Origin of the sequence: Rhizobium sp. CG4, from assembly GCF_023701965.1 — a bacterium.
GTDB lineage: Bacteria > Pseudomonadota > Alphaproteobacteria > Rhizobiales > Rhizobiaceae > Agrobacterium.
Genome location: NZ_JABAEG010000001.1, coordinates 70,002 through 94,159, shown reverse-complemented (window position 1 = coordinate 94,159; position 24,158 = coordinate 70,002). Strand labels below are relative to the sequence as shown.

The window sequence follows — 24,158 nt, the reverse complement described above, 5'->3', positions numbered from 1 at the left end:
CAACCGCGAAACGGAGGTTACGGCATGTCGAACACACCGCACCAACTGCCCGAGGAATTTGCTGAATATGTCAGCCTCATTCGCCATCTGCGCGAGCGTGACGGACACTTTCATAGGATCAGCGCCGCTTACGAGGTGCTGAACCAGAAGATTCACCGGGCGGAGACAGATATCGAGCCATGCGATGATTTTCATATGGCCGATATGCGCAAGCGCAGAATGGTCCTGAAAGACGAAATATACGGGATGCTGACAGCGGCCGAGCCAATACCGGAAGATTTCGGACAATAGGCTTCAAGCCCAGGCTTTGCTCCCGACAAAAGGGTGGAATGCGAATGCCTCGCGCCACCTCAAAAATGAAACAAGGAGTGATAGCCTAAATGTCGAACGCCTATGACGTCATCATTATCGGTTCCGGTCCCGGCGGTTATGTCACTGCCATTCGTGCTGCCCAGCTTGGTTTGAAGACGGCCATTGTCGAGCGCGAGCATCTGGGGGGCATCTGCCTTAACTGGGGCTGCATTCCAACCAAGGCACTGCTGCGCTCTGCCGAAGTGCTTGATAATGCCAATCACGCCAAGAATTACGGTCTGAAGCTGGACGGCACCATCACCGCCGACGTGAAGGAAGTTGTTGCACGTTCGCGTGGCGTTTCCGCTCGTCTCAACGGCGGCGTTGCCTACCTGATGAAGAAGAACAAGATCGACGTGATCTGGGGCGAGGCAAAGCTGACCAAGCCAAACGAGATCGTTGTTGGCAAGACGGCCAAGCCTGCCGTTCAGCCACAAAACCCTGTTCCAAAGGGCGTTCTGGGTGAGGGCACCTACACAGCCAAGCACATCATCGTTGCCACAGGTGCACGTCCGCGTGCGCTGCCAGGCATCGAGCCGGATGGCAAGCTGATCTGGACGTATTTCGAAGCGATGAAGCCTGACTTCATGCCGAAGTCTATTGTCGTGATGGGCTCCGGCGCCATCGGTATCGAATTTGCGTCCTTCTACCGCTCCATGGGCGTTGACGTGACCGTTGTCGAACTGATGGCCAATGTCATGCCGGTCGAAGATGCGGAAATCTCCGCTTTCGCCCGCAAGCAGCTTGAAAAGCGTGGCCTGAAGATCATCACCGAAGCCAAGGTTTCCAAGGTCGAAAAGGGTGCAAACTCGATTACGGCGCATGTTGAAACCAAGGATGGCAAGGTTCAGCAGATCACGGCTGATCGCCTGATCTCGGCTGTTGGCGTGCAGGGCAACATCGAAAATCTCGGTCTGGAAGCTCTGGGTGTGAAGACTGATCGCGGTTGTGTGGTCATTGACGGTTACGGCAAGACCAACGTGCCGGGCCTTTACGCCATTGGCGACGTTGCCGGTCCTCCAATGCTCGCCCACAAGGCCGAGCATGAAGGCGTGATCTGCATTGAAAAGATTGCCGGTCTGCCGAATGTTCACCCGATGGACAAGAGCAAGATCCCAGGCTGCACATACTGCAACCCGCAGGTCGCTTCGGTCGGTCTGACGGAAGCAAAGGCGAAAGAACAGGGCCGCGAAATCCGCGTGGGCCGTTACTCCTTCGCTGCCAACGGCAAGGCAATCGCGCTGGGTGAAGACCAGGGCATGATCAAGACCATCTTCGACAAGAAGACCGGTGAGCTGATCGGCGCGCACATGGTTGGTGCAGAAGTGACCGAACTGATCCAGGGCTTCGTGGTGGCGATGAACCTCGAAACCACAGAAGAAGAACTGATGCACACGATCTTCCCACATCCGACCCTGTCGGAAATGATGAAGGAAAGCGTGCTGGACGCCTATGGTCGCGTTCTGAATGCTTGATTGAAATCTGCCGCTCCCTATCTGGAGTAAACCCTTTTGGGGAGCGGAACTTTAACGGAGTAGATCATGGAAAGTGTTGGCTGGATTGGTGCAATTATCATTGGCGGTCTGGGCGGATGGCTCGCAGGCAAGCTGATGGATATTCGCTTCGGCGTTTTCATGAATATTATTCTGGGTATCGTCGGTTCTGTTGTGGCTGTTGCCGTGCTGCGCCAGTTCGATGTTTTCGTGCAGGATAGCCGTCTGGGCTATTTCATCACCGCGTTTCTTGGTGCCAGCCTGTTGCTGTTTGTTGCCAAAATCGTCCGGCGGTAAATCAAGACAGGACAGGTTGTTTCACGGCAACGTGTCCTGAGACCCATTATTTTAGGCCCTTCCAGAAAATCCCCTTACAGTTTTTCTGGAATTGTTCTAATGAGCCGTAAAACTCGGTGAAAGCAGGTTTTCATGGTCACCATTCTCGACAGGACTTCGCAGGAAGAAAAGCGTGTTCGCCACCCGGAAAAGGCTCACAAGCCAGATACCGAGGTTGCGCGCAAACCTGAGTGGATTCGCGTCAAGGCGCCGACCTCGAAAGGGTATCAGGAAACCCGCGAACTGGTTCGTTCTCACAAGCTGGTGACCGTGTGCGAAGAAGCAGGCTGTCCCAACATTGGCGAGTGCTGGAGCAAGAAACACGCGACATTCATGATCATGGGTGAAATCTGCACCCGTGCCTGTGCTTTCTGTAACGTGTCGACCGGCAAGCCGAATGCACTTGATCAGAACGAGCCTGAGAACATCGGCAAGGCCGTCAAGCAGATGGGCCTGTCTCACGTCGTTATCACCTCCGTGGACCGTGACGATCTGGCCGACGGTGGCGCTGAACATTTTGAAAAGGTGATCTGGGCCATTCGTGCGGCATCTCCTGGCACAACCATCGAAATCCTGACGCCAGACTTTCTGAAGAAGCCTGGCGCGCTGGAGCGTGTTGTTGCGGCCAAGCCTGACGTGTTCAACCACAATATGGAAACCGTACCGGGCAATTACCTGACGGTTCGTCCGGGTGCGCGTTATTTCCATTCGGTACGTCTGTTGCAGCGCGTGAAGGAACTGGATCCGACCATGTTCACCAAGTCCGGCATCATGGTTGGCCTTGGCGAAGAGCGTAACGAAGTGCTGCAGCTCATGGACGACCTGCGTTCTGCCGATGTGGATTTCATCACCATTGGCCAGTATCTGCAGCCGACCCGCAAGCACCACAAGGTCGAGAAGTTTGTCACACCGGAAGAGTTCAAGTCCTATGAAACTGTGGCGTACACCAAGGGGTTCCTGATGGTGTCGTCCAGCCCGCTGACCCGTTCTTCGCACCATGCCGGTGATGACTTTGCACGTCTGCGCGCCGCACGTGAGAAGAAGCTTCTCGTTGCTGCCGAATAATCGGGACAACGGCCTGATCAGGACAATAAAAAAGCGCCTCAAGGGCGCTTTTTTTATGGGTCGCATTTCTGCTTGTCAGTTGGCTGCCACATCACAGGCGGCAGCCTGTTGCGTCATGCTGTGGTTTCTTCTTTCGCGGTAGACTCGCCACGCTTGCGCTTGCGAAGTGTCGGCTTGTTCTCGCGCGCTTCACATTTGGCAACATCGATAAGATAGGCCAAAACAGGCATGCCATTCATCGATGCCAGTTGCTTTGCGGATTCAAGAAGGTTGATGATATTTGAAAAATCGTCCATCGGCTCACTCGGCAGGTCAAACCTGAATTGTTGTTAAGGCAAGTATTCTTCGGATGTCCGATACAGAAACAAGTTGGGAGGCTTGCCTCGTTTGCACCCAAAAGATGTACTCATTGTGGCAAATCAATAGCAATCCTGTAGGCATGGTTGCAATAGTCAATTTCGGGAAGCTGCATTGAGGTGAGGGGTATGATGCAGAAAATTGATGAAGCGCAAAAAGCGGCAAGTCTCATTCGACAGGCATCCCGCATCATGGTGGTTGGCTGCTCAGGTGGCGGAAAAACAACGCTTTCTCTCAAGCTGGCCGCAAAATTCGGGCTGGAATATCAGTCGATCGATCGTGACATCAGGTGGTTACCCGGTTGGCAGCAGCGGGACAGGGTTGAGCAGCACGCATTGCTCGAAGAGCTGATTGCGCGGGATCGCTGGGTGATGGATGGCAGCAATCCATCAACCTTTGACATTCGTTTGCCACGCACCGACATCGTCATCTGGGTGCGCATGTCGCGCTTTGTGTGCCTGACCGGCATTGCCCGCCGCGTGGCACGTTATTATGGCACAGTCAGGCCGGCTATGGCGGATGGCTGTGCGGAGCCTTTGCCGGACGGGGAGTTCCTGGAATATATCTGGAACTTCGAGAAGAAATACGCGCCGGCTTTCTTGCGCAATTTTGAACGATACGGCCCCGATGTGCCGATCTTTCAGGTGAAATCACGCCGCGACATGCAAAGGCTTCTTGATATTCTGATGCTCGCAGATTAACTGCGGACTATGCCGCAGTTTGAAACCAGTCGCCCCGTCAAGCATTCCCCAGAACGCATGTATGCTTTGGTTGCCGACGTTGAGCGATACCCCGAATTTCTGCCTCTGTGCGAAGGCCTGACCGTGCGTTCCCGCAAGGAACGGGACGGCAAGGCGCTGCTGATTGCGGATATGACGGTTGGTTACAAGGCGATCCGCGAAACCTTCACCACACAGGTTCTGCTGAATGGCAATGATCTGGCCATTGATGTGAAATATCTCGATGGCCCATTTAAATATCTCGATAATCGCTGGCGCTTCGAGCCAATGGACGATGGCGGTTGCTCGGTTCACTTCTTCATCGATTACGAATTCAAAAGCCGCATTTTAAGTGCCGTCATGGGCACGATGTTTGACCGGGCCTTCCGGATGTTTGCCGAAGCCTTCGAGGCGCGGGCCGACAAGATTTACGGCACCTGATTATTTTGCTCCGGACACGTCCAGCAGCATTTCCAGTGCCGTTTTGACGGTGGCGAGACGCACTTGATCACGACCAATGTCGCCGTAGCGCATTTCGCGGTGCAGGATCGCGCCGTTGCGGCTCATCGCCGCCAGATGCACAAGGCCAACCGGCTTGGCGTCAGAACCGCCGCCCGGACCGGCAATGCCGGTGACCGCCACGGCGTGGCTGGCCCTTGAGCGCAGCAGCGCACCCTGGACCATCTGCAATGCGGTCTCTTTCGACACCGCGCCGAATGTTTCAAGCGTTTTGCCCTGTACGCCCAGCATGTCGGCCTTGGCCTCGTTGGTGTAGGTGACAAATCCCCGGTCGACCACAGCGGATGAACCGGCGATTTCGGTCAGTGCGCCGGCAATCAGGCCGCCGGTGCAGCTTTCCGCTGTCGAGACCATCTCACTGCGGGCCGTGCCGTGCGAGATCATCTTTTGCGCCAATGCTGCGATATCGTCCGGGAAGATGCTCATGCCTGGCGGCCTTGATAGACCACGGTCGCAGTGGCAATGGCGGCAATGCCTTCCTTGCGGCCGACAAAGCCGATCTTTTCATTGGTGGTGGCTTTGACCGAGCAACGGTCCAGTGTGATGCCGAGAATTTCCGACAACATTTCGCGCATGGCCTGACGGTGCGGGCCGATCTTCGGTTCTTCGGCAATTAGCGACACATCGGCATTCATGATGGTGCCGCCATTTCCGCGCACGACGTTGGCAGCATGTTCCAGAAAGATGCGCGATGCGGCACCCTTCCACTGCGGATCGGATGGCGGGAAGTGGTCGCCGATGTCGCCTGCGCCGCAGGTGGCCAGCAGGGCATCGGTCAGCGCGTGCAGGGCAACGTCAGCATCCGAGTGTCCCATGAGTTTCTGGTCATGGGGAATGAACACGCCGCACAGGGTCACGCCATCACCTGGCTCAAGCTGATGAACATCATAGCCGTTACCTGTGCGTACATCCGGCAGTGCCTGGGTGAGTTTTTCATCGGCCATGGTGATATCCCGTTTCAAAGTCAGTTTTACATTGTCGACCAGCCCTTCGACGAGCTTGACCGGCAGCCCCGCCCATTCGGCAATCGAGGCATCGTCGGTAAAGTCATCCCGTCCGGAAGAGGCGGCCTGTTCGTGGGCGTGCGTAATTGCCTGATAGGCAAAAGCCTGCGGTGTCTGGGCGGCGTAAAGGCCAGCGCGCGGTACGGTCTCTTCGCTGTAACCGGCGGCCGAGCCACGCTTCAGCGTATCGGTGACAGCAAGCACGGGCAGGGCGCTTTGGGCACCTTGCGACAGCGTGTTGGCCACGCGGTCCAGAAGATCGTGATCGATGAAGGGCCGCACGGCGTCATGGATCATGACGTGGCTAAGGTCATCCGGCGCCATGGCTTTCAGGCCAGCGAGGACGGATTGCTGGCGGGTTGCGCCACCAAGCACGGTGCGAATGCGGTCGCCTGCATCGAGGCGTTGCAGCACGGGGGCAATCAGGTCCTTGTCGTCTGGATGAATGACCACGGTGATGGCAGGGGATTTTGCCCAGGCCAGGAAAACCTCAAGCGTGTGCTCAATGACGGGCTTTCCTCCAATCAACCGGTATTGTTTCGGTCCATCCTGCGGGGAGCCTGCCCGTTCGCCACGGCCAGCGGCAACAATAATGACGCCGGTTTTCATGCTGTCTGTCTCACTTCTCTCATCAATTGATCCAAGATGCTGTCTGCTCGTAAAGGAGTTGACTTGAGCGGTCCAGAGTCCCAAACAACAAAAGGCTTTTGCAGCCTTGGCGTTGCTTGGTCAAAGGCTTGAGAGTAAATCGATCATTTGCCCGGTTTTTAAGATCACGCGCGTCGTTATCACGCCTCTGCAATCCCTGATCTTTATAAAAGCAGCACATTGCCGTGTGAAAGTGCTTGGCAACTGCGCAATATATGTCTAAAAATAATGCAAAGCATAATTCTGCACGAAAGATCATCAATTGCCCATCCCGGAGTTGTCAGCGCCTTTTAATATCGGCTCCGTAACCGTTCGTAACCGGGCTGTCCTTGCGCCTATGTCGGGGGTAACTGATCTGCCGTTCCGGCAGATCGCTTGGCGTTTCGGTGCCGGGCTGGTGGTAACGGAAATGGTGGCAAGCCGCGAGCTGGTGGCCAACCGTGGTGAATCCTGGGCGCGGCTGAGAAACGCAGGCATGACGCCGCACATGGTGCAGCTGGCCGGACGTGAGGCGCACTGGATGGCCGAGGCTGCCAAGATCGTTGAAGCCAATGGCGCAGATATCGTCGATATCAATATGGGCTGTCCAGCCAAGAAGGTGACGGGCGGTTATTCCGGCTCGGCGCTGATGCGTGACCCTGACCATGCGCTGACGCTGATCGAGGCGACAGTCAATGCCGTCAAGGTTCCAGTAACATTGAAGATGCGTCTTGGCTGGGATGAGAACGCCCTCAATGCGCCAGAGATCGCACGGCGTGCACAGGATGCGGGCGTGCAGCTGATTACCATTCATGGCCGCACCCGCATGCAGTTTTACGAGGGACGGGCCGACTGGGATGCCATTCGCGCCGTTCGTGATGCCATTTCCGTACCGTTGATTGCCAATGGCGATGTCGAGACGGTGGAAGATGCCAAGGAAATTTTGCGCCGCTCGGGTGCCGATGCGGTGATGGCGGGACGTGGCGCACAGGGCCAGCCGTGGTTGCCAGCCGTGCTTGCCGGACATGACGGCCCTGCGCGACAGGATATCGCAGCCCTCGCCGTTGAACATTATGAAATGATGCTTGAGTTTTATGGGCTTGAGGCAGGGTTGCGCCACGCGCGCAAACACCTTGGCTGGTATCTGGAAAGGTTCGCGCCGCACATGGCGGGACAGGACAAGGCAACGATCATGACATCGAAAAATGCAGCGCAGGTCACGCAGATGGTGCGTGCTGCTCTGGAAGAAGGCGCAGCATTGTTTGCTGCAAGGAAGGCAGCATGACTGTTCCGACACATGATCCGGCAGCCAGCAATGCGCTTGCCATGGCTGTTCTCAACGCGGTGCAAAATCCGGTGGTTCTGGTTGATGCCGAAGGATTCATCGCCTTTGCCAACTGGGAAGCGGAAGCGTTTTTTGGCGCCAGTGCCGCCCATCTGGCACGGTACCGAATCTCGACCTTCATTCCGTTCGGCAGTCCGCTGCTGGCGCTGATCGAGCAGGTGCGCGAACGTCGCGCGCCGGTCAATGAATACCGCGTGGACCTGAGCTCGCCGCGGCTTGGCCAGGAAAAGCTGGTTGACCTTTACGTGGCACCGGTTGTCAGCGAACCCGGCTCGGTGGTTGTGGTGTTTCAGGAACGTTCGATGGCCGACAAGATCGACCGTCAACTGACCCATCGTGCCGCTGCCCGTTCGGTGTCCGGCCTTGCCTCGATGCTGGCCCACGAAATCAAGAACCCGCTTTCGGGCATTCGTGGTGCAGCACAGCTTCTCGAGACATCGGTTGCCGATGATGACCGTGCGCTGACACGCCTGATCTGTGACGAGACCGACCGTATCGTGTCGCTGGTTGACCGTATGGAAGTGTTTTCCGACGAGCGTCCCGTGGACCGCGTTCCCGTCAACATCCACTCGGTGCTGGATCATGTAAAGGCTGTTGCCAAGGCGGGCTTTGCCCGCAACATCAAGATCAGCGAAAATTACGATCCGTCCTTGCCGCCGGTTTATGCCAACCGCGACCAGCTCGTGCAGATTTTCCTCAATCTGGTCAAGAACGCCTCCGAGGCGATTGGCAACCAGCAGGATGGCGAAATCGTTCTGACCACAGCTTACCGTCCGGGCATCCGGCTTTCGGTTGCCGGAACGCGTGAGCGTATTTCGCTGCCGCTTGAGTTTTGTGTGGTGGATAATGGTCCCGGCGTTCCGTCGGACCTTTTGCCGTATCTTTTTGACCCGTTCATTACCACCAAGACCAATGGCTCCGGCCTCGGTCTGGCGCTGGTGGCCAAGCTGATTGGTGCCCATGGCGGCATTATCGAATGCGACAGCCAGAACCATCGCACAACATTCCGTGTTCTCATGCCCGTTTCACCGGAAATAGCGCAGGAAGAGCGTACAATTCCGAACCCGACAGGAAATACCCCATGACAGCGACGATCCTTGTGGCCGACGATGACGCGGCCATCCGCACTGTGCTTAACCAGGCTCTCAGCCGAGCCGGTTATGACGTGCGTATTACTTCCAATGCCGCCACATTGTGGCGCTGGATTTCTGCAGGTGAGGGGGACCTGGTTATCACCGACGTGATAATGCCTGACGAAAATGCATTTGACCTGCTGCCACGCATCAAGAAGGCTCGTCCCGAACTGCCCGTGCTCGTCATGAGTGCGCAGAACACCTTCATGACGGCCATCAAGGCGTCGGAAAAGGGTGCCTATGATTATCTGCCAAAGCCATTCGACCTGACTGAGCTGATTGCCATCATTGGTCGCGCCCTGGCTGAGCCGAAGCGCAAGCCTGCCAAGCTGGATGATGACATGCAGGACGGCATGCCGCTGGTTGGCCGCTCCGCTGCCATGCAGGAAATCTACCGCGTGCTGGCGCGTCTGATGCAGACCGACCTGACGCTGATGATCACAGGTGAATCCGGTACGGGCAAGGAACTGGTGGCACGGGCGCTGCATGATTATGGCAAGCGTCGCAACGGTCCTTTCGTGGCGATCAACATGGCGGCCATTCCGCGTGACCTGATTGAATCCGAACTGTTCGGCCACGAAAAGGGTGCCTTTACCGGCGCACAGAACCGCTCCACCGGCCGGTTTGAGCAGGCCGAAGGCGGTACACTGTTCCTTGATGAAATTGGCGATATGCCAATGGATGCACAGACCCGACTGTTGCGGGTGCTGCAGCAGGGCGAATACACCACTGTTGGCGGTCGTACACCGATCCGCACCGATGTCCGCATTGTTGCTGCCACCAACAAGGATCTGAAACAGTCCATCAATCAGGGTCTGTTCCGTGAAGACCTTTACTACCGCCTTAACGTGGTGCCGCTGCGCCTGCCGCCGTTGCGTGACCGTGCAGAAGACATTGCCGATCTGGTGCGCCACTTCATCCAGCAGGGTGAAAAGGAAGGACTTGAAGGCAAGCGATTCGAAACCGAAGCGCTGGAACTGATGAAGGCCTATGCCTGGCCTGGCAACGTGCGCGAGCTGGAAAACCTTATTCGTCGTTTGATGGCTCTTTATCCGCAGGAAGTCATCACCAAGGAGATCATCGATTCGGAATTGAATTCCGATGTGCCTGAACGTCCGATGGACAAGATGAATGTCCGCACCGGTACGCTAACAATCTCGCAGGCCGTGGAAGAAAATATGCGCGAGTATTTCTCCGGTTTTGGGGACGATTTACCGCCTGCTGGCCTCTATGACCGTGTCCTGCGCGAGATGGAATATCCGCTTATTCTCGCGGCTTTAACGGCCACGCGGGGCAACCAGATCAAGGCAGCCGATCTTCTCGGTCTCAACCGCAACACGTTGCGCAAGAAAATCCGTGAGCTGGGTGTCTCGGTGTATCGTAGCTCGCGTACGACCTGAGATATTGACAGGCGCGAAATTCTCGTTGCATTTTCGCCACATTGTGTTGCTTGAAAAACACGCGGGACAATTTCATCAGAGTGATTCCGCTGTCAGGCTGCCATTGGACAAGTGGCTGCAATCAGGAGAATTGAATGCGAACACCTGCCGCCGACTACGCTGCGGACAGTGACGTGAGTGATGCAAGTGTGAAAGACCGGCGCATATCCTTTGCGTTGCCCGGTCTTTTGCTGGCTGGCGCTGCGCTTTCGTGCGCCATCTTCTCCCTGTTTATTCTCGTTGGCCTGACCCCCATTTCGCCAACATCCAACGTTGTGATCGGCCTTGGTGTCATCAACGGGTTGTTCGTGCTTGGCCTGATGTATCTGATCGGCCGTGAAGTCAGCCGGCTGCTGAAAGCCCGCCGGGTGGGACGCGCTGCTGCGCGCCTTCATATCCGCATCGTTGTGCTGTTTTCGATTGTGGCGATTACACCGGCTGTTCTTGTGGCGATTTTCGCCAGTATCACGCTCAATGCCGGTCTTGATCGCTGGTTCTCGATCAGAACCCAGTCGATCGTGGAATCGTCCAGCAATGTGGCGCAGGCCTATATGATGGAAAATGCCTCCTATGTTCAGGGGCAGACGCTTTCCATGGCCAATGACCTCGAGCGCAACCGCGCTCTTTTCTATCTCGACCGCACCGGTTTTGTGGACCTGCTGACACGGCAGGCCAAGGGCCGTGGCCTGCTTGGCGCGTTTTTGGTGCGTGAAGATGGCGATGCCATTGTGCAAGCCAATATCGAAACGGAAAAACCGCTGCCAGCCATTCCGCAGGACGCGCTGGAAAAGGCCGCTGCCGGTCAACCGACCCTTATTCCGCCTGGCATTACCAACCTGGTTGGCGCCATCATCAAGCTCGACAGCATTGGTGGCACGTTCCTTTATACCGTGCGTGCGGTTGACCCCAAGGTCATGGTCGCCATGCGGTTGATGGATGAAAACCGCGATGAATACAAAGCCATGGAGGCGGGTCGCGCTTCGTTGCAGGTGGCCTTTGCGATTCTTTATCTCGGTTTTGCGCTGATCGTGCTGCTGGCCGCCATCTGGACTGCCATTGCTGTGGCCGACCGTATCGTGCGGCCGATCCGCCTGTTGATTGGTGCGGCCGACAGTGTGGCAACCGGCAACATGAATGTGTTGGTGCCAGTGCGCGCCGTTGACGGCGACGTTGGCAGGTTGTCGCGCACCTTCAACAAGATGATTTCGGAGATCCGCACGCAGCAGCGCGAAATTCTCGAAGCCAAGGACGATATCGATGCACGCCGGCGCTTTATCGAGGCTGTGCTGTCAGGTGTGACAGCGGCGGTTATCGGTGTGGATGAGGACCGGCAGATCACCATTGCCAATCCATCGGCCGAGGATTTCCTCGCCATGCCATCCGACAAGCTGATGGGAGTGAAGTTGGGTGATGCAGCGCCTGAGATCGATCAGGTGGTGACTGAGGCTGCCGTCTGGTCGCGTGGTGAGTTCCACAAGCAGATCAACATCATGCGACGTGGCAAGGAACGGGCACTCAACGTAAAGGTAACGCGCGAAGCGGCCCGTGACGCCTATGTCATTACGCTTGATGACATTACCGATCTGGTGATTGCGCAGCGCTCTACCGCTTGGTCGGATGTGGCGCGCCGTATTGCCCATGAAATCAAGAACCCGCTGACGCCGATCCAGCTGTCTGCCGAGCGCATCAAGCGCCGCTTCGGCAAGCAGATTGCCGATGAGGATCGTCAGGTGTTTGACCAGTGTACCGACACGATCGTGCGCCAGGTGGGCGATATCGGCCGCATGGTCGACGAGTTCTCGGCGTTCGCGCGCATGCCGAAGCCGACCAAGGAAAAATCCGATCTACGCGATATTCTGAAGGATGCGGCATTCCTGCGGGAAATTGGCGCAAGCCACGTGAAGATCAGCACCGAACTGGGTGAAGATGCCCAGAACGGGTTGTTTGATGCACGTATGCTGGGGCAGGCTTTTGGCAATCTGATCAAGAATGCCGTTGAGGCAATCGACGCTATTGACGTTGATGGCGGCGAGCGTCGTGAAGGCCGAGTTCTGGTGCGCAGCCAGTTCGATACGGATCACTTCGTGGTTGACGTCATCGACAATGGCCGTGGCCTGCCGGCTGAAAATCGGCACCGCATTCTGGAGCCCTATATGACGATGCGGGACAAGGGCACCGGCCTTGGTCTGGCAATCGTCAAAAAGATTATTGAAGAGCATGGTGGGCAGATCGAACTGCATGATGCACCCGCCGATTTCGACCATGGCCATGGTGCCATGATTAGAGTGATTCTGCCGCATCTTGATGCGACCGAAGCAGCAAGTGACAAGGAAGTGGCCTATGGCGTCTGATATTCTGGTCGTGGATGACGAAGCTGACATTCGCGAGATTGTTGCGGGTATTCTGTCCGATGAAGGGCATGAAACACGTATGGCGCATGACGCCGACAGCGCGCTTGCAGCGATTTCGGAACGCGTGCCGCGGCTGGTGTTTCTGGATATCTGGATGCAGGGCAGCCGTCTTGACGGTCTGGCATTGTTGGATGAAATCAAGAGCCGCCACCCGGACCTGCCGGTGGTGATGATTTCCGGTCACGGTAATATCGAAACGGCCGTCAACGCAATCAAGCGCGGTGCGTTTGACTTCATTGAAAAGCCGTTCAAGACCGACCGCCTTATTCTGATTGCTGAACGTGCGCTGGAAAACTCCAAGCTGAAGCGTGAAGTGCAGGAACTGAAAAAGCGCACCGGTGATGCGGCGGAACTGATCGGTGCGTCGCTTGCCGTATCGCAACTGCGCCAGACCATTGATCGTACAGCCCCGACCAACAGCCGTATCATGATCCTTGGGCCTTCCGGTTCCGGCAAGGAACTTGTGGCGCGCATGATCCACAAGAAGTCCAGTCGTGCTTCCGGCCCGTTCGTGGCGCTGAATGCCGCGACGATTACGCCGGACCGCATGGAGATTGCGCTGTTTGGCACCGAAGGTCAGCCGGGACAGCCACGCAAGATCGGTGCGATGGAAGAGGCGCATCGCGGTATTCTCTACCTTGACGAGGTCGGAGAAATGCCACGCGAAACCCAGAACAAGATCCTGCGCGTGTTGATCGATCAGCAGTTTGAACGTGTGGGTGGCGGCAAGCGGGTGAAGGTGGATATCCGCATCATCTCGTCGACAGCCTATAATCTTGAAAGCCTGATTGCCGAAGGGCGTTTCCGCGAAGATCTCTATCACCGTCTGGCGGTGGTGCCGGTCAAGGTACCTGCCTTGTCGGAACGCCGTGAGGATATTCCATATCTGGTCGACATGTTCATTCGCCAGATTTCCGAGCAGGCCGGTATTCGCTCACGCAAGATTGGCGATGACGCCATGGCCGTGCTGCAGAGCCATGACTGGCCCGGCAATATTCGCCAGCTGCGCAACAATATCGAGCGGTTGATGATCCTGGCGCGTCCTGAAGGTGGTGATCCGACGATTACTGCCGACATGCTGCCGTCAGATATTGGCGACATGCTGCCGAAGATTTCCGCGCAGGGCGATCAGCACATCATGACGCTGCCACTGCGTGAAGCGCGTGAAATGTTCGAGCGGGATTATCTGGTGGCGCAGATCAACCGGTTCGGTGGCAATATTTCCCGCACGGCAGAATTTGTCGGAATGGAGCGTTCCGCACTGCATCGCAAATTGAAATCACTCGGCGTATAAGCATCGGGAAGGCACGCGATCTGCGTGTCGATTCGGCGGGTGAAGAGGTATCATGAAGGTCATCATTTGTGGTGCGGGGCAGGTTGGCTACGGCATTGCCGAGCAGCTGTCGCGGGAAGACAATGAAGTCTCCGTCATTGATACATCCGCCGCGCTGATTACTGCCATTACCGAGACGCTCGACGTGCGTGGTTATGTCGGGCACGGCGCGCATCCTGACATGCTGGCCAAGGCCGGTGCCGATCAGGCCGACATGATCATTGCCGTGACGTTGCACGACGAAATCAACATCGTTGCCTGTGAGGTCGCACATGCACTGTTCAGCGTGCCGACCAAGATTGCCCGTATCCGTGACCAGAGCTATCTGCAGCCGGAATATGCCGACCTGTTCAGCCGCGAAAACATGTCGATCGACGTGACGATTTCGCCGGAGGTTGAGGTCGGTAAAATGGTGCTGCGGCGCATCGCCTTTCCCGGCGCCAATGACGTTGTGCGTTTTGCCGACGACAATATCTCCATGCTGGCAATCGAGTGCATGGAAGATTGCCCTGTCATCAACACGCCGCTGCAGCAGTTGAGCAGCCTGTTTCCGGATCTGATTGCCACTGTGACCGGCATCTACCGTAACGGCCTGCTGATCGTGCCACGCTCCTCCGATCAGTTGCGCACCGGTGACTTGGCCTATGTGATCTGTCAGCGCCAGCATGCGCGCCGCACGCTTGGTCTGTTTGGCCATGATGAGCAGGAGGCGCGGCGCATCATCATCGCTGGTGCCGGCAATATCGGCCATTACGTGGCCAGCAAGATCGAAGAATTGCAGCCCAATACCAGGGTCAAGATCATCGAATTTGATCGTGAGAAAGCAGTCACTGCGTCCGACCTGTTGTCCAAAACCATTGTTCTCAATGGTTCTGTGGTCGATCAGAAGATATTGCTGCAGGCCGATATTCAAGATGCAGACCTGATCGTGACGCTGACCAATAATGACCAGACCAATATTCTTGGTGCGGTCATGGCAAAGCAGCTTGGCTGCAAGTCAAACCTCGTTTTGTTGAACAGCACGTCTTTCCATGATGTGACGAAATCACTTGGCATTGATGCCTTCATCAATCCGCGTGCCGTGACCATTTCGCGTGTGTTGCAGCATGTGCGCAAGGGGCGCATTCGCTCGGTCTATTCGGTGCAGAAGGGCTCTGGCGAGGTCATTGAGGCCGAAGCACTGGAAACGTCACCATTGGTTGGGCAGATGTTGCGTGACCTCGATTTGCCTGACGGTATCCGTATTGGTGCCATCTATCGTGAAGGCAAGGTGCTGCGTCCGGATGGCTCGATGAAAATCAAGGCCAGGGACCGGGTTGTGCTATTTGCCGCCGCAGATGCGGTGCGTGATGTGGAACAATTGTTCCGGGTGTCGATACAGTATTTTTAGGCTGGTTTTTCTTTGCGGAATTGGTGCATCATATGTTGCTGGCGAACCATTCCGTACGCTTTCGACATTGCGCAAAATTGCGCGATTTGGTACCAGAGTCGCGGACGAGGGTTATGAGGGGGTGAACCCACTCAACCAGCGGTTATTGATTGATTATTTTCCGGTGTTTTTGCCGGCAAGAAAGAAAGAAGCGGCGCCATGGCGGAACGTTCTCAGAATTTGCAAGATCTCTTCCTTAATACCGTTCGCAAACAAAAGATTTCGCTGACGATTTTCCTTATCAATGGTGTGAAGCTGACGGGTGTTGTCACGTCGTTTGACAATTTCTGCGTTCTTCTTCGTCGTGATGGCCATTCGCAGCTTGTTTACAAGCACGCGATTTCGACCATCATGCCCGGTCAGCCGATGCAGATGTTTGAAACCGAAGAGGGTGCTGCCTAAATATAGGCTGACCTCGCGGTTAGAGCGTTAAAAACATAGCGATCCAAAAGGGCAAGGGAACGTTTAGGCGTATTTCCCGTTTGCCCTTTAGGCGTTTTCTAGACAGGATATAAGACCATTTCGACACGCGACACATCAAGTGAATCCATTATTCCCGAACTGGAAAAGCATCGGGACGATATGCGCGCGGTGGTGCTGGTGCCGGTTCTCAAGCCGGGACGTGAGTCAAAAGACCCTTCGATAATCGTGGCTCCAGTACGCTCCAGCGATGCGAAGCTGGAAGAGGCAAAGGGTCTGGCGCTCGCCATTGATCTTGAAGTTGTTGCCGGTCTGGTCGTCTCCGTGAACCAGCCGCGCCCGGCGACACTGTTTGGCACTGGCAAGATTGAAGAAATCAACCACCTGCTGAATGAGCATGATGCCGGCCTGGTCATCGTCGACCATCCTCTGACACCCGTGCAGCAGCGCAATCTTGAAAAACACTGGAATGCCAAGGTCATTGACCGCACCGGCCTCATTCTGGAAATCTTCGGACGTCGTGCATCCACCAAGGAAGGTACGCTACAGGTTGATCTTGCCCATCTGAACTACCAGAAGGGCCGTCTGGTCCGCAGCTGGACCCACTTGGAGCGTCAGCGCGGTGGTGCGGGTTTCATGGGTGGTCCAGGTGAAACCCAGATCGAAGCAGACCGTCGTCTGTTGCAGGATCGTATCGTCAAGCTGGAACGTGAGTTGGAGCAGGTTGTTCGCACACGCCAGCTGCACCGTTCAAAGCGCCGCAAGGTGCCGCATCCGATCGTCGCGCTGGTGGGCTATACCAATGCCGGCAAGTCGACGCTGTTCAATCGTATTACCGGTGCCGGCGTATTGGCCGAGGACATGCTGTTTGCCACACTTGACCCGACGCTGCGTCGAATGAAGCTGCCGCATGGCCGCACCGTCATTCTGTCCGATACGGTTGGGTTCATTTCCGACCTGCCAACCCACCTTGTCGCGGCGTTCCGCGCGACGCTGGAAGAGGTGCTGGAAGCCGATCTCATCCTGCATGTGCGGGACATGTCGGACCCCGACAATGCCGCGCAGTCGGCTGACGTGCTGCGTATTCTCGCCGATCTCGGGATCGATGAGAAGGAAATGTCCGAACGCGTTGTCGAGGTGTGGAACAAGGTCGACAGGCTGGAAACCGAGGCCCATGACGCCATCATGCAGCGCGTGCAAGGGCGTGACAACATCAAGGCCGTATCGGCTGTGACGGGTGAGGGCGTTAATGCCCTGATGGACGAGATTTCGGTGCGTTTGTCCGGCGTGTTGACCGAAACGACGGTCATCCTGCCGGTCGACAAGCTACATCTGCTGTCGTGGGTTTATGACAATGCAATTGTCGATGAGCGTGAGGACCGTGAAGATGGTTCCGTCGCGCTTGATGTGCGCATGTCGGAAGCGCAGACCGCGCAGCTGGAACGCAAGCTTGGCAAGATAGCGATAAGCCAGCCTGAGGACTGGGAGCGGTAATCACCGCTTCCAACACACATTCACATGATAAACTTGCAAACAGGCTTAATGAAGTGTCTGCGACCGGTGGCGTGCTCGCTATGGAAGTAGTTTTATCTTAAAACAAACAGTTAGCGCTCAATGTTGATATATCAGAACCGCTGTTGGGGTATATTTTCGCCTCCAGGGTGTGTGGCTGATATTGTCAAATCCCGGTTGTTTTTTCTATTTTTTTACTTTTTTGCGCAACGAGGTTTTATCGGTTGTGGTTTGGGAGGGCCTTTCTGATAATAGGCATACTGTACCGATGAGTTTTTGAATGACTGAACCTCTTGATACGCAAACCGTCCTGCTGCTGCACCAGATGTCGTTTTTTGTCGGTGCGCTGTGTTTCCTTTACGTGCGCTCACGCTCGTCTGGCAATATTGGTCTCGGTCTTCTGTCGATAGGTTTTTTCCTCAGCGCCCTTGCTTCAACCTTTGTGATCTTTGGCCGCAAGACGCCCGAGCAGATCTACTTGTGGTCGGTGGTGGCGTTTATGGCGGGTGCGATTGGTTATGCAGTGTTCGTCGTGGGCGTGTGCCGGGTCAGCAGCCAACGCAAAAGCAACCGGCAGTGGCTGGTCATGCTGGTTCCCATCATAGGTACAGGTTTTCTGGTTGGTGCCGCTTGGTATATGGTCGCCGAATTGCGGGCGAGCCTTTTTAATGCACTGGCCGCGATGTTGTTGTTGATTGCCGCATTTTGCGTCTACCGCGACCGCATGCTGGAGAAATTGCCTGTGCGGGTGGTGCTGAGCCTTGCGCTTGCCACCTCCGCCATGCTGCGGATCATGGCCATTGTCGGATATCAGTTTCCGACGGTTGCGATCATTGCGCCGACCAACGCGTTTTTCCTGTCGATTGTCTGCCACTTCGCCATTGCTGTTTTTGTGATGGCGTTGGTCAAGGAACGGGCAGAGGCAGACTTGTTGCGCCTTGCCAACATTGATGCGCTGACCGGCATTTCCAACCGTCGTTCGTTTTTCGAGACCCTGCCGGAAACGCTGCGGGTGGGTGATGCCATCGTCATGGCCGATATTGATCACTTCAAGAAGATCAACGACACGCATGGCCACTTGGCTGGCGACGAGGTATTGGCGCGGGTGGCGCAGGAACTGTCGGCCATGCTGCGCCCTAATGATGTGATTGCCCGGTTCGGCGGCGAGGAATTTGTCATTTTCCTGCGTGCTTCCGGCAAGGACAATCCGGCCATCCTGGCCGGGAAGATACGCACCTGCGTCAGCGCCATCATTCACACAGCTGAAGACAAGGAAATATCGGCTACTCTCAGCATGGGCATTGCCGTGTGCGAGGAAAAGGTAAACTTTGCCAAGCTGCTGTTGAAAAAGGCCGATATCGCCCTTTATGCCGCCAAGGGTGCCGGGCGTAATCGCCTGACGGTGTTCCGTTCGCAAGACCTTGTGCCGGTTGAGGCTGGATCGGCTGACGCCGTACGCACAGCAATCTCCTGATATGGCACCTATGGTCCGTGACCGGGCCATAGCAATAGAAACACTCAATCAGTCCAGTTGCCGCTCAATAGCCTTGGCAGCCTGCCACAGCGCTTCCATGCGCTCAAGGCCCGCGTCTTCAAGGCGCTCATTATTTGATTCAAGGCTTTGTTCTATGTGGTTGAAACGGCGACGGAACTTCGTGTTCGTGCCTCTCAGTGCCGTCTCCGGATCCGCACTGACATGGCGTCCGATATTGACCAGTGCAAAAATCAGGTCGCCGAGTTCGTCAGCCACTTTTTCCGGTTTGCCAGATGCCAGCGCCTCGCGCAGTTCTGCCACTTCCTCCTCGATCTTGTCGAGGATCGGTTCAGGTTGGGACCAGTCGAAACCGACCCGTGCGGCCTGTTCCTGCAGTTTCAGTGCTTCGGTCAATGCTGGCTGACTGCGGTGAACATTGCCAAGGAAACCGGCCTTGAAATCCTCGGTGATACCACGCTTGGCACGGCGTTCCGCACGCTCGCGTTTTTCGGCAGCCTTGATGGTATCCCATTGCAGTTTTACCGTTTCAGGCGTGTCCGCATCGGACACGGCAAAGACATGCGGGTGCCGGCGGATCATTTTCGAGGTAACGGCATGAACCACGTCACCAAAGGAAAACTGACCCATTTCCTCGGCAATGCGGGAATGGAATACCACCTGTAGCAGAAGGTCACCGAGTTCTTCGCAAAGATCATCCGTGTCCTTGCGTTCTATTGCGTCTGCGACCTCATAGGCTTCTTCGATCGTGTAGGGTTTGATCGTTTCAAAGGTTTGCACGATATCCCACGGGCAACCGGTCTCCGGTTGGCGTAACGCCTCCATGATCTCGATGAGGCGGGAGATGTCCTTCGAGGCTTCCATGCTGCTGCTTTCGGCTATGTCCGTTACGGGTCAGTTAAGGGGAATGTCGTTGTCGGTTTTGGAGGATTGGTAGGTGTCGGAAAGGCTGTTGTAAATCGCCTTGATGCGATCTGTCTGCGCTTTCAGCGTCGTGCGGGTCGGTTCTTCCTCGCTGTCCACAAGGTCGGCAATGAAATAGGAATTCCAGAAGGCATTGTTGCGGCGATATCCGCCTGGTTCAAGGCCAAAAACCTCCTTCAGGATCTTCAGGTCATGCGGAATGGCGAAGGCATCGCGTGAATCCTCATGGCTGAAGAAAGAGTAGAAATTATCAAATCCCGCCCAGGTGATGGCCGACATACACATGGTGCAAGGCTCGTGGGTAGACAGGAAAATCAGATCCTTGGTGTTGAGCTTTTCGCCCATCTCGTAGAAGCGTTTCAAGGTGTGAACCTCACCGTGCCACAGCGGGTTTTCAAGCTCGTTATTGGTCTCGGCAATCACCACCGACAGGTCGGATTTTCGCAGGATGGCGGCGCCAAAAACCTTGTTTCCGGTCGCGACACCTTTTGTCGTCAGCGGTAATATGTCATGCTCGATAACATCGAGAAGGCGGGACGCAATCGTTGTGGTTTTCACGGTTTCATTCCTCGAAATTTATCCCCGACCATATTCGCGTTTTGCCAAAAATGTGAAGCAAAAACATCGGTTTTTCGATGGATTTAGGGCTTTTTAGGCGGATGTTTTAGGGAGGGTTGGTTAGTTATCCTCAAAAGCCACCAATCGCAGAAAAGAAAAATCCAGCTAGTGGGTTAGGCGGAATTTCTGTTTCTTCAAGTATTTGGCCGGATCAGCGATACTTTGAAACATGTATCAGGACAGTGCCTCCCCATATGCCAGTGACCGGCTTTCGACCTTTCCCGCCTTCTTCAAGGTGGAGGGCAAGTGCGTTGCCGTGTTTGGCAATGGCGATGAGGCTTTTGCCAAGGTCCGCCTGCTGTTGAACACCAATGCCGGTATCATCGCCTATGCCGATCAGCCGCAAGCAGACTATGCCGGTTTTCTGCGTGAGCATGAAGGCCGTGGTGTGCAGCATGTGGCGCAGGCTTTTGTCCCTGATGTGCTTGCTGGCGCATCGCTGGTTTTTGCCGCCACCGGTGATGGTGCGCAGGACCGCGCCATCGTCGATGCTGCCCGTGCAGCCCGCATTCCGGCCAATGCTGTCGACCAGCCTGATTATTGCGATTTCTTCACACCGGCACTGGTGTCGCGTGCACCGGTGGCCATTGCCATCGGCACGGAAGGTGCAGGCCCGGTTCTCGCGCAAATGATCCGTGCCCGCATTGACCAGATGCTGTCGCCATCGCTTGGTGCCTTGGCGCGTTTGGCCGTTGAATATCGTGACGCGGCTGAAAAGCTGGTGCCGAAGGGTGCCTTGCGTCGCAGCTTCTGGCGTCAGTTCTTTTCGGGTTCTGTTGCCGACGCGGTTGCCATCAATGATGGCGCTTCGGCGCGCTCTGAGGCCAACAGGCTGCTGAACACGGCTGGCAACACCAAGGGGTATGTCTGGCTGGTGGGTGCCGGTCCAGGTGCCGAAGACCTTTTGACGCTGCGTGCCCAGCGCGTGCTGATGGAAGCCGATGTGATCGTTTATGACGCGCTTGTTCCGCAGGCTGTTGTCGATATGGGCCGGCGTGATGCCGAGCGTCTGTCGGTTGGCAAACGCAAGGGCTGCCACAGCAAGTCGCAGGACGAGATCAACAAGCTGCTGGTGCAGTTGGGACTGGAAGGCAAACGTGTCGTGCGCCTGAAATCCGGCGATCCCTTGGTTTATGGCCGTGCGGCCGAAGAAATGGCGGCACTGCGTGAAGCCGGTATTTCCTACCAGATCGTTCCGGGCATCACCTCTGCCTTTGCTGCCGCTGCCGATTTCGAACTGCCGCTGACACTGCGTGGCGTTGCCTCTTCGCTGATCTTCACTACCGGCCATGATCTGACCGGCGATATCCTGCCGGACTGGGCAAGCCTTGCCGTCTCTGGTGCGACGGTTGCCGTCTATATGGGCCGCACGGTTGCCGCCTCGGTGGCAACCCGTCTGATGAATGCCGGGCTGGCTGCGGAAACCACTGTGGCGGTTATTGAAAATGCAAGCCGAAGCGATAAACGCCTGTTGCACGGCACGTTGAACGATTTGCCCGACCTCGAATTCCGGGATGAACTGACAGGTCCTGTCATGGTTATCATCGGGGAAGCGGTTGCTGGCGCGAATTTTGAGAGATCCGAGGCTCTGGCCCTGTCTGGCCGGGTCGCGGATCGCAAGAAGGAGTATGAAAATGGCTGACAAGGTTCTGACTGCGAACCGGCTGGGCGATGGCATTGCCGTGTGGCTTGATGCCAATGGCACATGGACGGAAGACCTGCAGGCGGCCTTTGTTGCCCGCCACGCCGAAGCGGTTGCTTCGCTGGAAGAGGTTGGCAAACGCGACTTTTCCGCAAACCGTGTGGTTGACGTCAATCTGGTTGATGTCGCCGAACAGGATGGCCGTCTTTGGCCGACGCGTTTGAGAGAGCGCATTCGTGCGGCTGGCCCGACCATTCATTATGCTGCCGGTTTCAAGCCAGCAGATTCCGCCTTTATTGCAGTCTGAGGAATAAGATGTACCGCTACGACGAATTCGATCACGCTTTCGTAAAGAGCCGTGTGGACCAGTTTCGTGATCAGGTAGAGCGCCGCCTTTCTGGCGAACTGGCTGAAGATGCGTTCAAGCCCCTCCGACTGATGAATGGTGTTTACCTTCAGCTGCATGCCTACATGCTGCGTGTTGCCATTCCCTATGGTACGTTGAATGCGCGGCAGATGCGCATGCTGGCGCATATCGCCCGCAAATATGACCGTGGTTACGGCCATTTCACCACCCGCCAGAACATCCAGTATAATTGGCCAAAACTGTCGGATACGCCTGATATTCTGCACGAGCTTGCCAGCGTGGAAATGCACGCGCTGCAAACATCCGGCAACTGCATTCGCAACGTGACTGCCGACCATTTTGCCGGTGCTGCTGCCGATGAGGTGGCCGACCCACGGCCTTACGCGGAAATCCTGCGCCAGTGGTCGTCGGTTCACCCGGAGTTTTCCTACCTGCCGCGCAAGTTCAAGATTGCCGTGACCGGTGCCGAGCGCGACCGCGCCGCCATTCAGGTGCATGACATTGGTCTGCACCTGAAGAAAAACGACAAGGGCGAGATCGGTTTTGCCGTTTACGTCGGTGGCGGGCAGGGCAGAACGCCGATGATTGCCAAGAAACTGCGCGACTTCCTGCCGGAAGAGGACCTGTTGTCCTACATCACGGCCATCATGCGCGTGTATAACCTGCACGGCCGCCGCGACAACAAATACAAGGCACGTATAAAAATCCTGGTCCATGAAACCGGCACGGAAGAGCTGGCCCGTCAGGTGGACGAAGAATTTGCGCACCTGCGCAATGGCGAGCTGAAGCTGCCGGAAGCCGATGTTCAGGCTATTACCGCCTATTTTGCTGCCCCTGACCTGCAGGCGCGTGCAGAGGGATGGGAAAGCCTTGCCCGTTGGAAAAAAGCTGATCCGGCCTTTGCACGTTGGGTCGACCAGAATGTACAGCCGCACCAGCACCCTGACTACGGCATGGTGACCATTTCTCTGAAGCCGATTGGCGGCATTCCAGGCGATGCGACCGATGCACAGATGGATATTGTGGCAGACATTGCCGAGGAATATGCGCTGGATGAAATCCGCATCAGCCATGAGCAGAATATCATTTTGCCGCATGTGGCGCTGGCTGATCTGGAACCGGTTTACCGTGCTCTGGCCGAAGCGGGTCTTGCAACCGCCAATGCCGGTCTGATCACCGATATCATTGCCTGTCCCGGGCTCGATTATTGCGCGCTTGCCAATGCGCGTTCCATTCCCGTGTCGCAGGAAATCTCCACACGTTTTGGTTCGCCAGAGCGTCAGGCGGAAATCGGGGAACTGAAAATCAAGATTTCCGGCTGCATCAATGCCTGCGGACACCACCATGTCGGCCATATCGGCCTGCTGGGCGTGGAAAAGAAGGGTGCGGAGCTTTACCAGATCACGCTGGGTGGTTCTGGTGATGAAAACACCTCGATCGGTGAAATCATCGGCCGTGGTTTCGAGCCTGAAAAGGTCACCGACGCCATCGAGACCATTGTCGATACCTATATTGGCCTGCGCCTTTCGAAAGAGGAGACTTTCCTTGAAGCCTACCGTCGTGTCGGGCAGCAACCTTTCAAGGATGCGCTCTATGGCTCTGCGGCAGAAGCGGCATAAGGA

General features: G+C 56.1%; 23 protein-coding genes. 18 read left to right on the top strand and 5 right to left on the bottom strand.

What is annotated here, in order from left to right; translation table 11 throughout:
• Positions 1 to 24 precede the first annotated feature (24 nt).
• The 4 genes from HGO37_RS00475 (at position 25) to lipA (ending at position 3,245) form a co-directional block, all read left to right on the top strand.
• Positions 25 to 291 (top strand): HP1242/YdcH family protein, encoded by a 267-nt coding sequence (locus HGO37_RS00475; protein WP_250981715.1) that lies wholly within the window; start codon positions 25 to 27, stop codon positions 289 to 291.
• 89 nt (positions 292 to 380) lie between these two features.
• Positions 381 to 1,826, top strand: a complete 1,446-nt coding sequence (lpdA, locus tag HGO37_RS00470) for a dihydrolipoyl dehydrogenase (RefSeq protein WP_250981714.1) — start codon at positions 381 to 383, stop codon at positions 1,824 to 1,826.
• A 66-nt stretch (positions 1,827 to 1,892) separates the two neighbouring features.
• Entirely contained in the window at positions 1,893 to 2,141 is a 249-nt protein-coding gene (locus tag HGO37_RS00465; protein WP_192488724.1) for a GlsB/YeaQ/YmgE family stress response membrane protein, read from the top strand.
• A 132-nt stretch (positions 2,142 to 2,273) separates the two neighbouring features.
• Positions 2,274 to 3,245, top strand: coding sequence for a lipoyl synthase (gene lipA, locus HGO37_RS00460; protein WP_250981713.1), 972 nt, complete (start codon positions 2,274 to 2,276; stop codon positions 3,243 to 3,245).
• Positions 3,246 to 3,358: 113 nt separating this feature from the next.
• Here lipA and HGO37_RS00455 read toward each other — a convergent pair whose 3' ends face one another.
• The gene (locus HGO37_RS00455) at positions 3,359 to 3,541 is read right to left on the bottom strand and encodes a hypothetical protein (protein WP_192488726.1); all 183 of its coding nucleotides are present in this window, start codon (positions 3,539 to 3,541) and stop codon (positions 3,359 to 3,361) included.
• A gap of 192 nt (positions 3,542 to 3,733) precedes the next feature.
• Between HGO37_RS00455 and HGO37_RS00450 the strand changes: the two genes are divergently transcribed.
• Positions 3,734 to 4,303, top strand: coding sequence for a P-loop NTPase family protein (locus HGO37_RS00450; RefSeq protein ID WP_405049407.1), 570 nt, complete (start codon positions 3,734 to 3,736; stop codon positions 4,301 to 4,303).
• Between the two features lie 9 nt (positions 4,304 to 4,312).
• Positions 4,313 to 4,762 (top strand): type II toxin-antitoxin system RatA family toxin, encoded by a 450-nt coding sequence (locus HGO37_RS00445; RefSeq protein ID WP_250981711.1) that lies wholly within the window; start codon positions 4,313 to 4,315, stop codon positions 4,760 to 4,762.
• Here HGO37_RS00445 and HGO37_RS00440 read toward each other — a convergent pair whose 3' ends face one another.
• Together HGO37_RS00440 and HGO37_RS00435 are read right to left on the bottom strand one after the other, a co-directional pair.
• Positions 4,763 to 5,266: a CinA family protein gene (locus HGO37_RS00440; RefSeq protein ID WP_250981710.1), complete on the bottom strand. Its 504-nt coding sequence runs from the start codon at positions 5,264 to 5,266 to the stop codon at positions 4,763 to 4,765. It lies immediately after the preceding gene.
• Positions 5,263 to 6,453: a bifunctional 2-C-methyl-D-erythritol 4-phosphate cytidylyltransferase/2-C-methyl-D-erythritol 2,4-cyclodiphosphate synthase gene (locus tag HGO37_RS00435; protein ID WP_250981709.1), complete on the bottom strand. Its 1,191-nt coding sequence runs from the start codon at positions 6,451 to 6,453 to the stop codon at positions 5,263 to 5,265. Before HGO37_RS00435 ends, HGO37_RS00440 begins: the two co-directional genes overlap by 4 nt.
• Positions 6,454 to 6,769: 316 nt before the next feature.
• Here HGO37_RS00435 and dusB point away from each other — a divergent pair, with 316 nt between their 5' ends.
• The 9 genes from dusB to HGO37_RS00390 all read left to right on the top strand — a co-directional run bounded on the left by dusB (position 6,770) and on the right by HGO37_RS00390 (position 18,967).
• The gene (dusB, locus tag HGO37_RS00430) at positions 6,770 to 7,756 is read left to right on the top strand and encodes a tRNA dihydrouridine synthase DusB (RefSeq protein WP_502941377.1); all 987 of its coding nucleotides are present in this window, start codon (positions 6,770 to 6,772) and stop codon (positions 7,754 to 7,756) included.
• On the top strand, positions 7,753 to 8,901 hold the full coding sequence (locus tag HGO37_RS00425; protein WP_192488732.1) for a two-component system sensor histidine kinase NtrB: 1,149 nt from the start codon (positions 7,753 to 7,755) through the stop codon (positions 8,899 to 8,901). Before dusB ends, HGO37_RS00425 begins: the two co-directional genes overlap by 4 nt.
• Positions 8,898 to 10,349 (top strand): nitrogen regulation protein NR(I), encoded by a 1,452-nt coding sequence (ntrC, locus tag HGO37_RS00420; RefSeq protein ID WP_250981708.1) that lies wholly within the window; start codon positions 8,898 to 8,900, stop codon positions 10,347 to 10,349. Before HGO37_RS00425 ends, ntrC begins: the two co-directional genes overlap by 4 nt.
• A 134-nt stretch (positions 10,350 to 10,483) precedes the next feature.
• A complete protein-coding gene (locus HGO37_RS00415; RefSeq protein WP_250981707.1) occupies positions 10,484 to 12,739 on the top strand; it encodes a sensor histidine kinase NtrY-like in 2,256 nt (751 codons plus the stop codon).
• The gene (gene ntrX, locus HGO37_RS00410) at positions 12,729 to 14,093 is read left to right on the top strand and encodes a nitrogen assimilation response regulator NtrX (protein WP_192488735.1); all 1,365 of its coding nucleotides are present in this window, start codon (positions 12,729 to 12,731) and stop codon (positions 14,091 to 14,093) included. Before HGO37_RS00415 ends, ntrX begins: the two co-directional genes overlap by 11 nt.
• 52 nt (positions 14,094 to 14,145) lie before the next feature.
• Positions 14,146 to 15,522 (top strand): Trk system potassium transporter TrkA, encoded by a 1,377-nt coding sequence (gene trkA, locus HGO37_RS00405; RefSeq protein ID WP_250981706.1) that lies wholly within the window; start codon positions 14,146 to 14,148, stop codon positions 15,520 to 15,522.
• Positions 15,523 to 15,720: 198 nt separating this feature from the next.
• Positions 15,721 to 15,963: an RNA chaperone Hfq gene (hfq, locus tag HGO37_RS00400; protein WP_027673217.1), complete on the top strand. Its 243-nt coding sequence runs from the start codon at positions 15,721 to 15,723 to the stop codon at positions 15,961 to 15,963.
• 180 nt (positions 15,964 to 16,143) lie between these two features.
• Entirely contained in the window at positions 16,144 to 17,475 is a 1,332-nt protein-coding gene (hflX, locus tag HGO37_RS00395; RefSeq protein ID WP_250981705.1) for a GTPase HflX, read from the top strand.
• A gap of 298 nt (positions 17,476 to 17,773) precedes the next feature.
• Entirely contained in the window at positions 17,774 to 18,967 is a 1,194-nt protein-coding gene (locus HGO37_RS00390; protein WP_250981704.1) for a GGDEF domain-containing protein, read from the top strand.
• Positions 18,968 to 19,015: 48 nt separating this feature from the next.
• On the opposite strand, the gene mazG is transcribed toward HGO37_RS00390, so the two are convergent.
• Together mazG and HGO37_RS00380 are read right to left on the bottom strand one after the other, a co-directional pair.
• Entirely contained in the window at positions 19,016 to 19,849 is an 834-nt protein-coding gene (mazG, locus tag HGO37_RS00385) for a nucleoside triphosphate pyrophosphohydrolase (protein ID WP_250981703.1), read from the bottom strand.
• A gap of 30 nt (positions 19,850 to 19,879) precedes the next feature.
• On the bottom strand, positions 19,880 to 20,467 hold the full coding sequence (locus HGO37_RS00380; RefSeq protein WP_250981702.1) for a deaminase: 588 nt from the start codon (positions 20,465 to 20,467) through the stop codon (positions 19,880 to 19,882).
• Positions 20,468 to 20,696: 229 nt separating this feature from the next.
• Here HGO37_RS00380 and cysG point away from each other — a divergent pair, with 229 nt between their 5' ends.
• From cysG to HGO37_RS00365, 3 genes are read left to right on the top strand one after another with little or no spacing between them, the layout of a single operon-like run.
• Positions 20,697 to 22,169: a siroheme synthase CysG gene (cysG, locus tag HGO37_RS00375; protein WP_250981701.1), complete on the top strand. Its 1,473-nt coding sequence runs from the start codon at positions 20,697 to 20,699 to the stop codon at positions 22,167 to 22,169.
• A complete protein-coding gene (locus HGO37_RS00370) occupies positions 22,162 to 22,476 on the top strand; it encodes a DUF2849 domain-containing protein (protein WP_250981700.1) in 315 nt (104 codons plus the stop codon). Before cysG ends, HGO37_RS00370 begins: the two co-directional genes overlap by 8 nt.
• Positions 22,477 to 22,484: 8 nt before the next feature.
• Positions 22,485 to 24,155: a nitrite/sulfite reductase gene (locus HGO37_RS00365; protein ID WP_250981699.1), complete on the top strand. Its 1,671-nt coding sequence runs from the start codon at positions 22,485 to 22,487 to the stop codon at positions 24,153 to 24,155.
• Positions 24,156 to 24,158 lie beyond the last annotated feature (3 nt).

Excerpts from the sequence above, each read along its gene's own strand:
- HGO37_RS00475 (WP_250981715.1), top strand. The coding sequence starts at position 25 with ATGTCGAACACACCGCACCAACTGCCCGAGGAATTTGCTGAATATGTC.
- lpdA (WP_250981714.1), top strand. The coding sequence starts at position 381 with ATGTCGAACGCCTATGACGTCATCATTATCGGTTCCGGTCCCGGCGGT.
- HGO37_RS00465 (WP_192488724.1), top strand. The coding sequence starts at position 1,893 with ATGGAAAGTGTTGGCTGGATTGGTGCAATTATCATTGGCGGTCTGGGC.
- lipA (WP_250981713.1), top strand. The coding sequence starts at position 2,274 with ATGGTCACCATTCTCGACAGGACTTCGCAGGAAGAAAAGCGTGTTCGC.
- HGO37_RS00455 (WP_192488726.1), bottom strand. The coding sequence starts at position 3,541 with ATGGACGATTTTTCAAATATCATCAACCTTCTTGAATCCGCAAAGCAA.
- HGO37_RS00450 (WP_405049407.1), top strand. The coding sequence starts at position 3,734 with ATGCAGAAAATTGATGAAGCGCAAAAAGCGGCAAGTCTCATTCGACAG.
- HGO37_RS00445 (WP_250981711.1), top strand. The coding sequence starts at position 4,313 with ATGCCGCAGTTTGAAACCAGTCGCCCCGTCAAGCATTCCCCAGAACGC.
- HGO37_RS00440 (WP_250981710.1), bottom strand. The coding sequence starts at position 5,266 with ATGAGCATCTTCCCGGACGATATCGCAGCATTGGCGCAAAAGATGATC.
- HGO37_RS00435 (WP_250981709.1), bottom strand. The coding sequence starts at position 6,453 with ATGAAAACCGGCGTCATTATTGTTGCCGCTGGCCGTGGCGAACGGGCA.
- HGO37_RS00425 (WP_192488732.1), top strand. The coding sequence starts at position 7,753 with ATGACTGTTCCGACACATGATCCGGCAGCCAGCAATGCGCTTGCCATG.
- ntrC (WP_250981708.1), top strand. The coding sequence starts at position 8,898 with ATGACAGCGACGATCCTTGTGGCCGACGATGACGCGGCCATCCGCACT.
- HGO37_RS00415 (WP_250981707.1), top strand. The coding sequence starts at position 10,484 with ATGCGAACACCTGCCGCCGACTACGCTGCGGACAGTGACGTGAGTGAT.
- ntrX (WP_192488735.1), top strand. The coding sequence starts at position 12,729 with ATGGCGTCTGATATTCTGGTCGTGGATGACGAAGCTGACATTCGCGAG.
- trkA (WP_250981706.1), top strand. The coding sequence starts at position 14,146 with ATGAAGGTCATCATTTGTGGTGCGGGGCAGGTTGGCTACGGCATTGCC.
- hfq (WP_027673217.1), top strand. The coding sequence starts at position 15,721 with ATGGCGGAACGTTCTCAGAATTTGCAAGATCTCTTCCTTAATACCGTT.
- hflX (WP_250981705.1), top strand. The coding sequence starts at position 16,144 with ATGCGCGCGGTGGTGCTGGTGCCGGTTCTCAAGCCGGGACGTGAGTCA.
- HGO37_RS00390 (WP_250981704.1), top strand. The coding sequence starts at position 17,774 with ATGACTGAACCTCTTGATACGCAAACCGTCCTGCTGCTGCACCAGATG.
- mazG (WP_250981703.1), bottom strand. The coding sequence starts at position 19,849 with ATGGAAGCCTCGAAGGACATCTCCCGCCTCATCGAGATCATGGAGGCG.
- cysG (WP_250981701.1), top strand. The coding sequence starts at position 20,697 with ATGTATCAGGACAGTGCCTCCCCATATGCCAGTGACCGGCTTTCGACC.
- HGO37_RS00370 (WP_250981700.1), top strand. The coding sequence starts at position 22,162 with ATGGCTGACAAGGTTCTGACTGCGAACCGGCTGGGCGATGGCATTGCC.
- HGO37_RS00365 (WP_250981699.1), top strand. The coding sequence starts at position 22,485 with ATGTACCGCTACGACGAATTCGATCACGCTTTCGTAAAGAGCCGTGTG.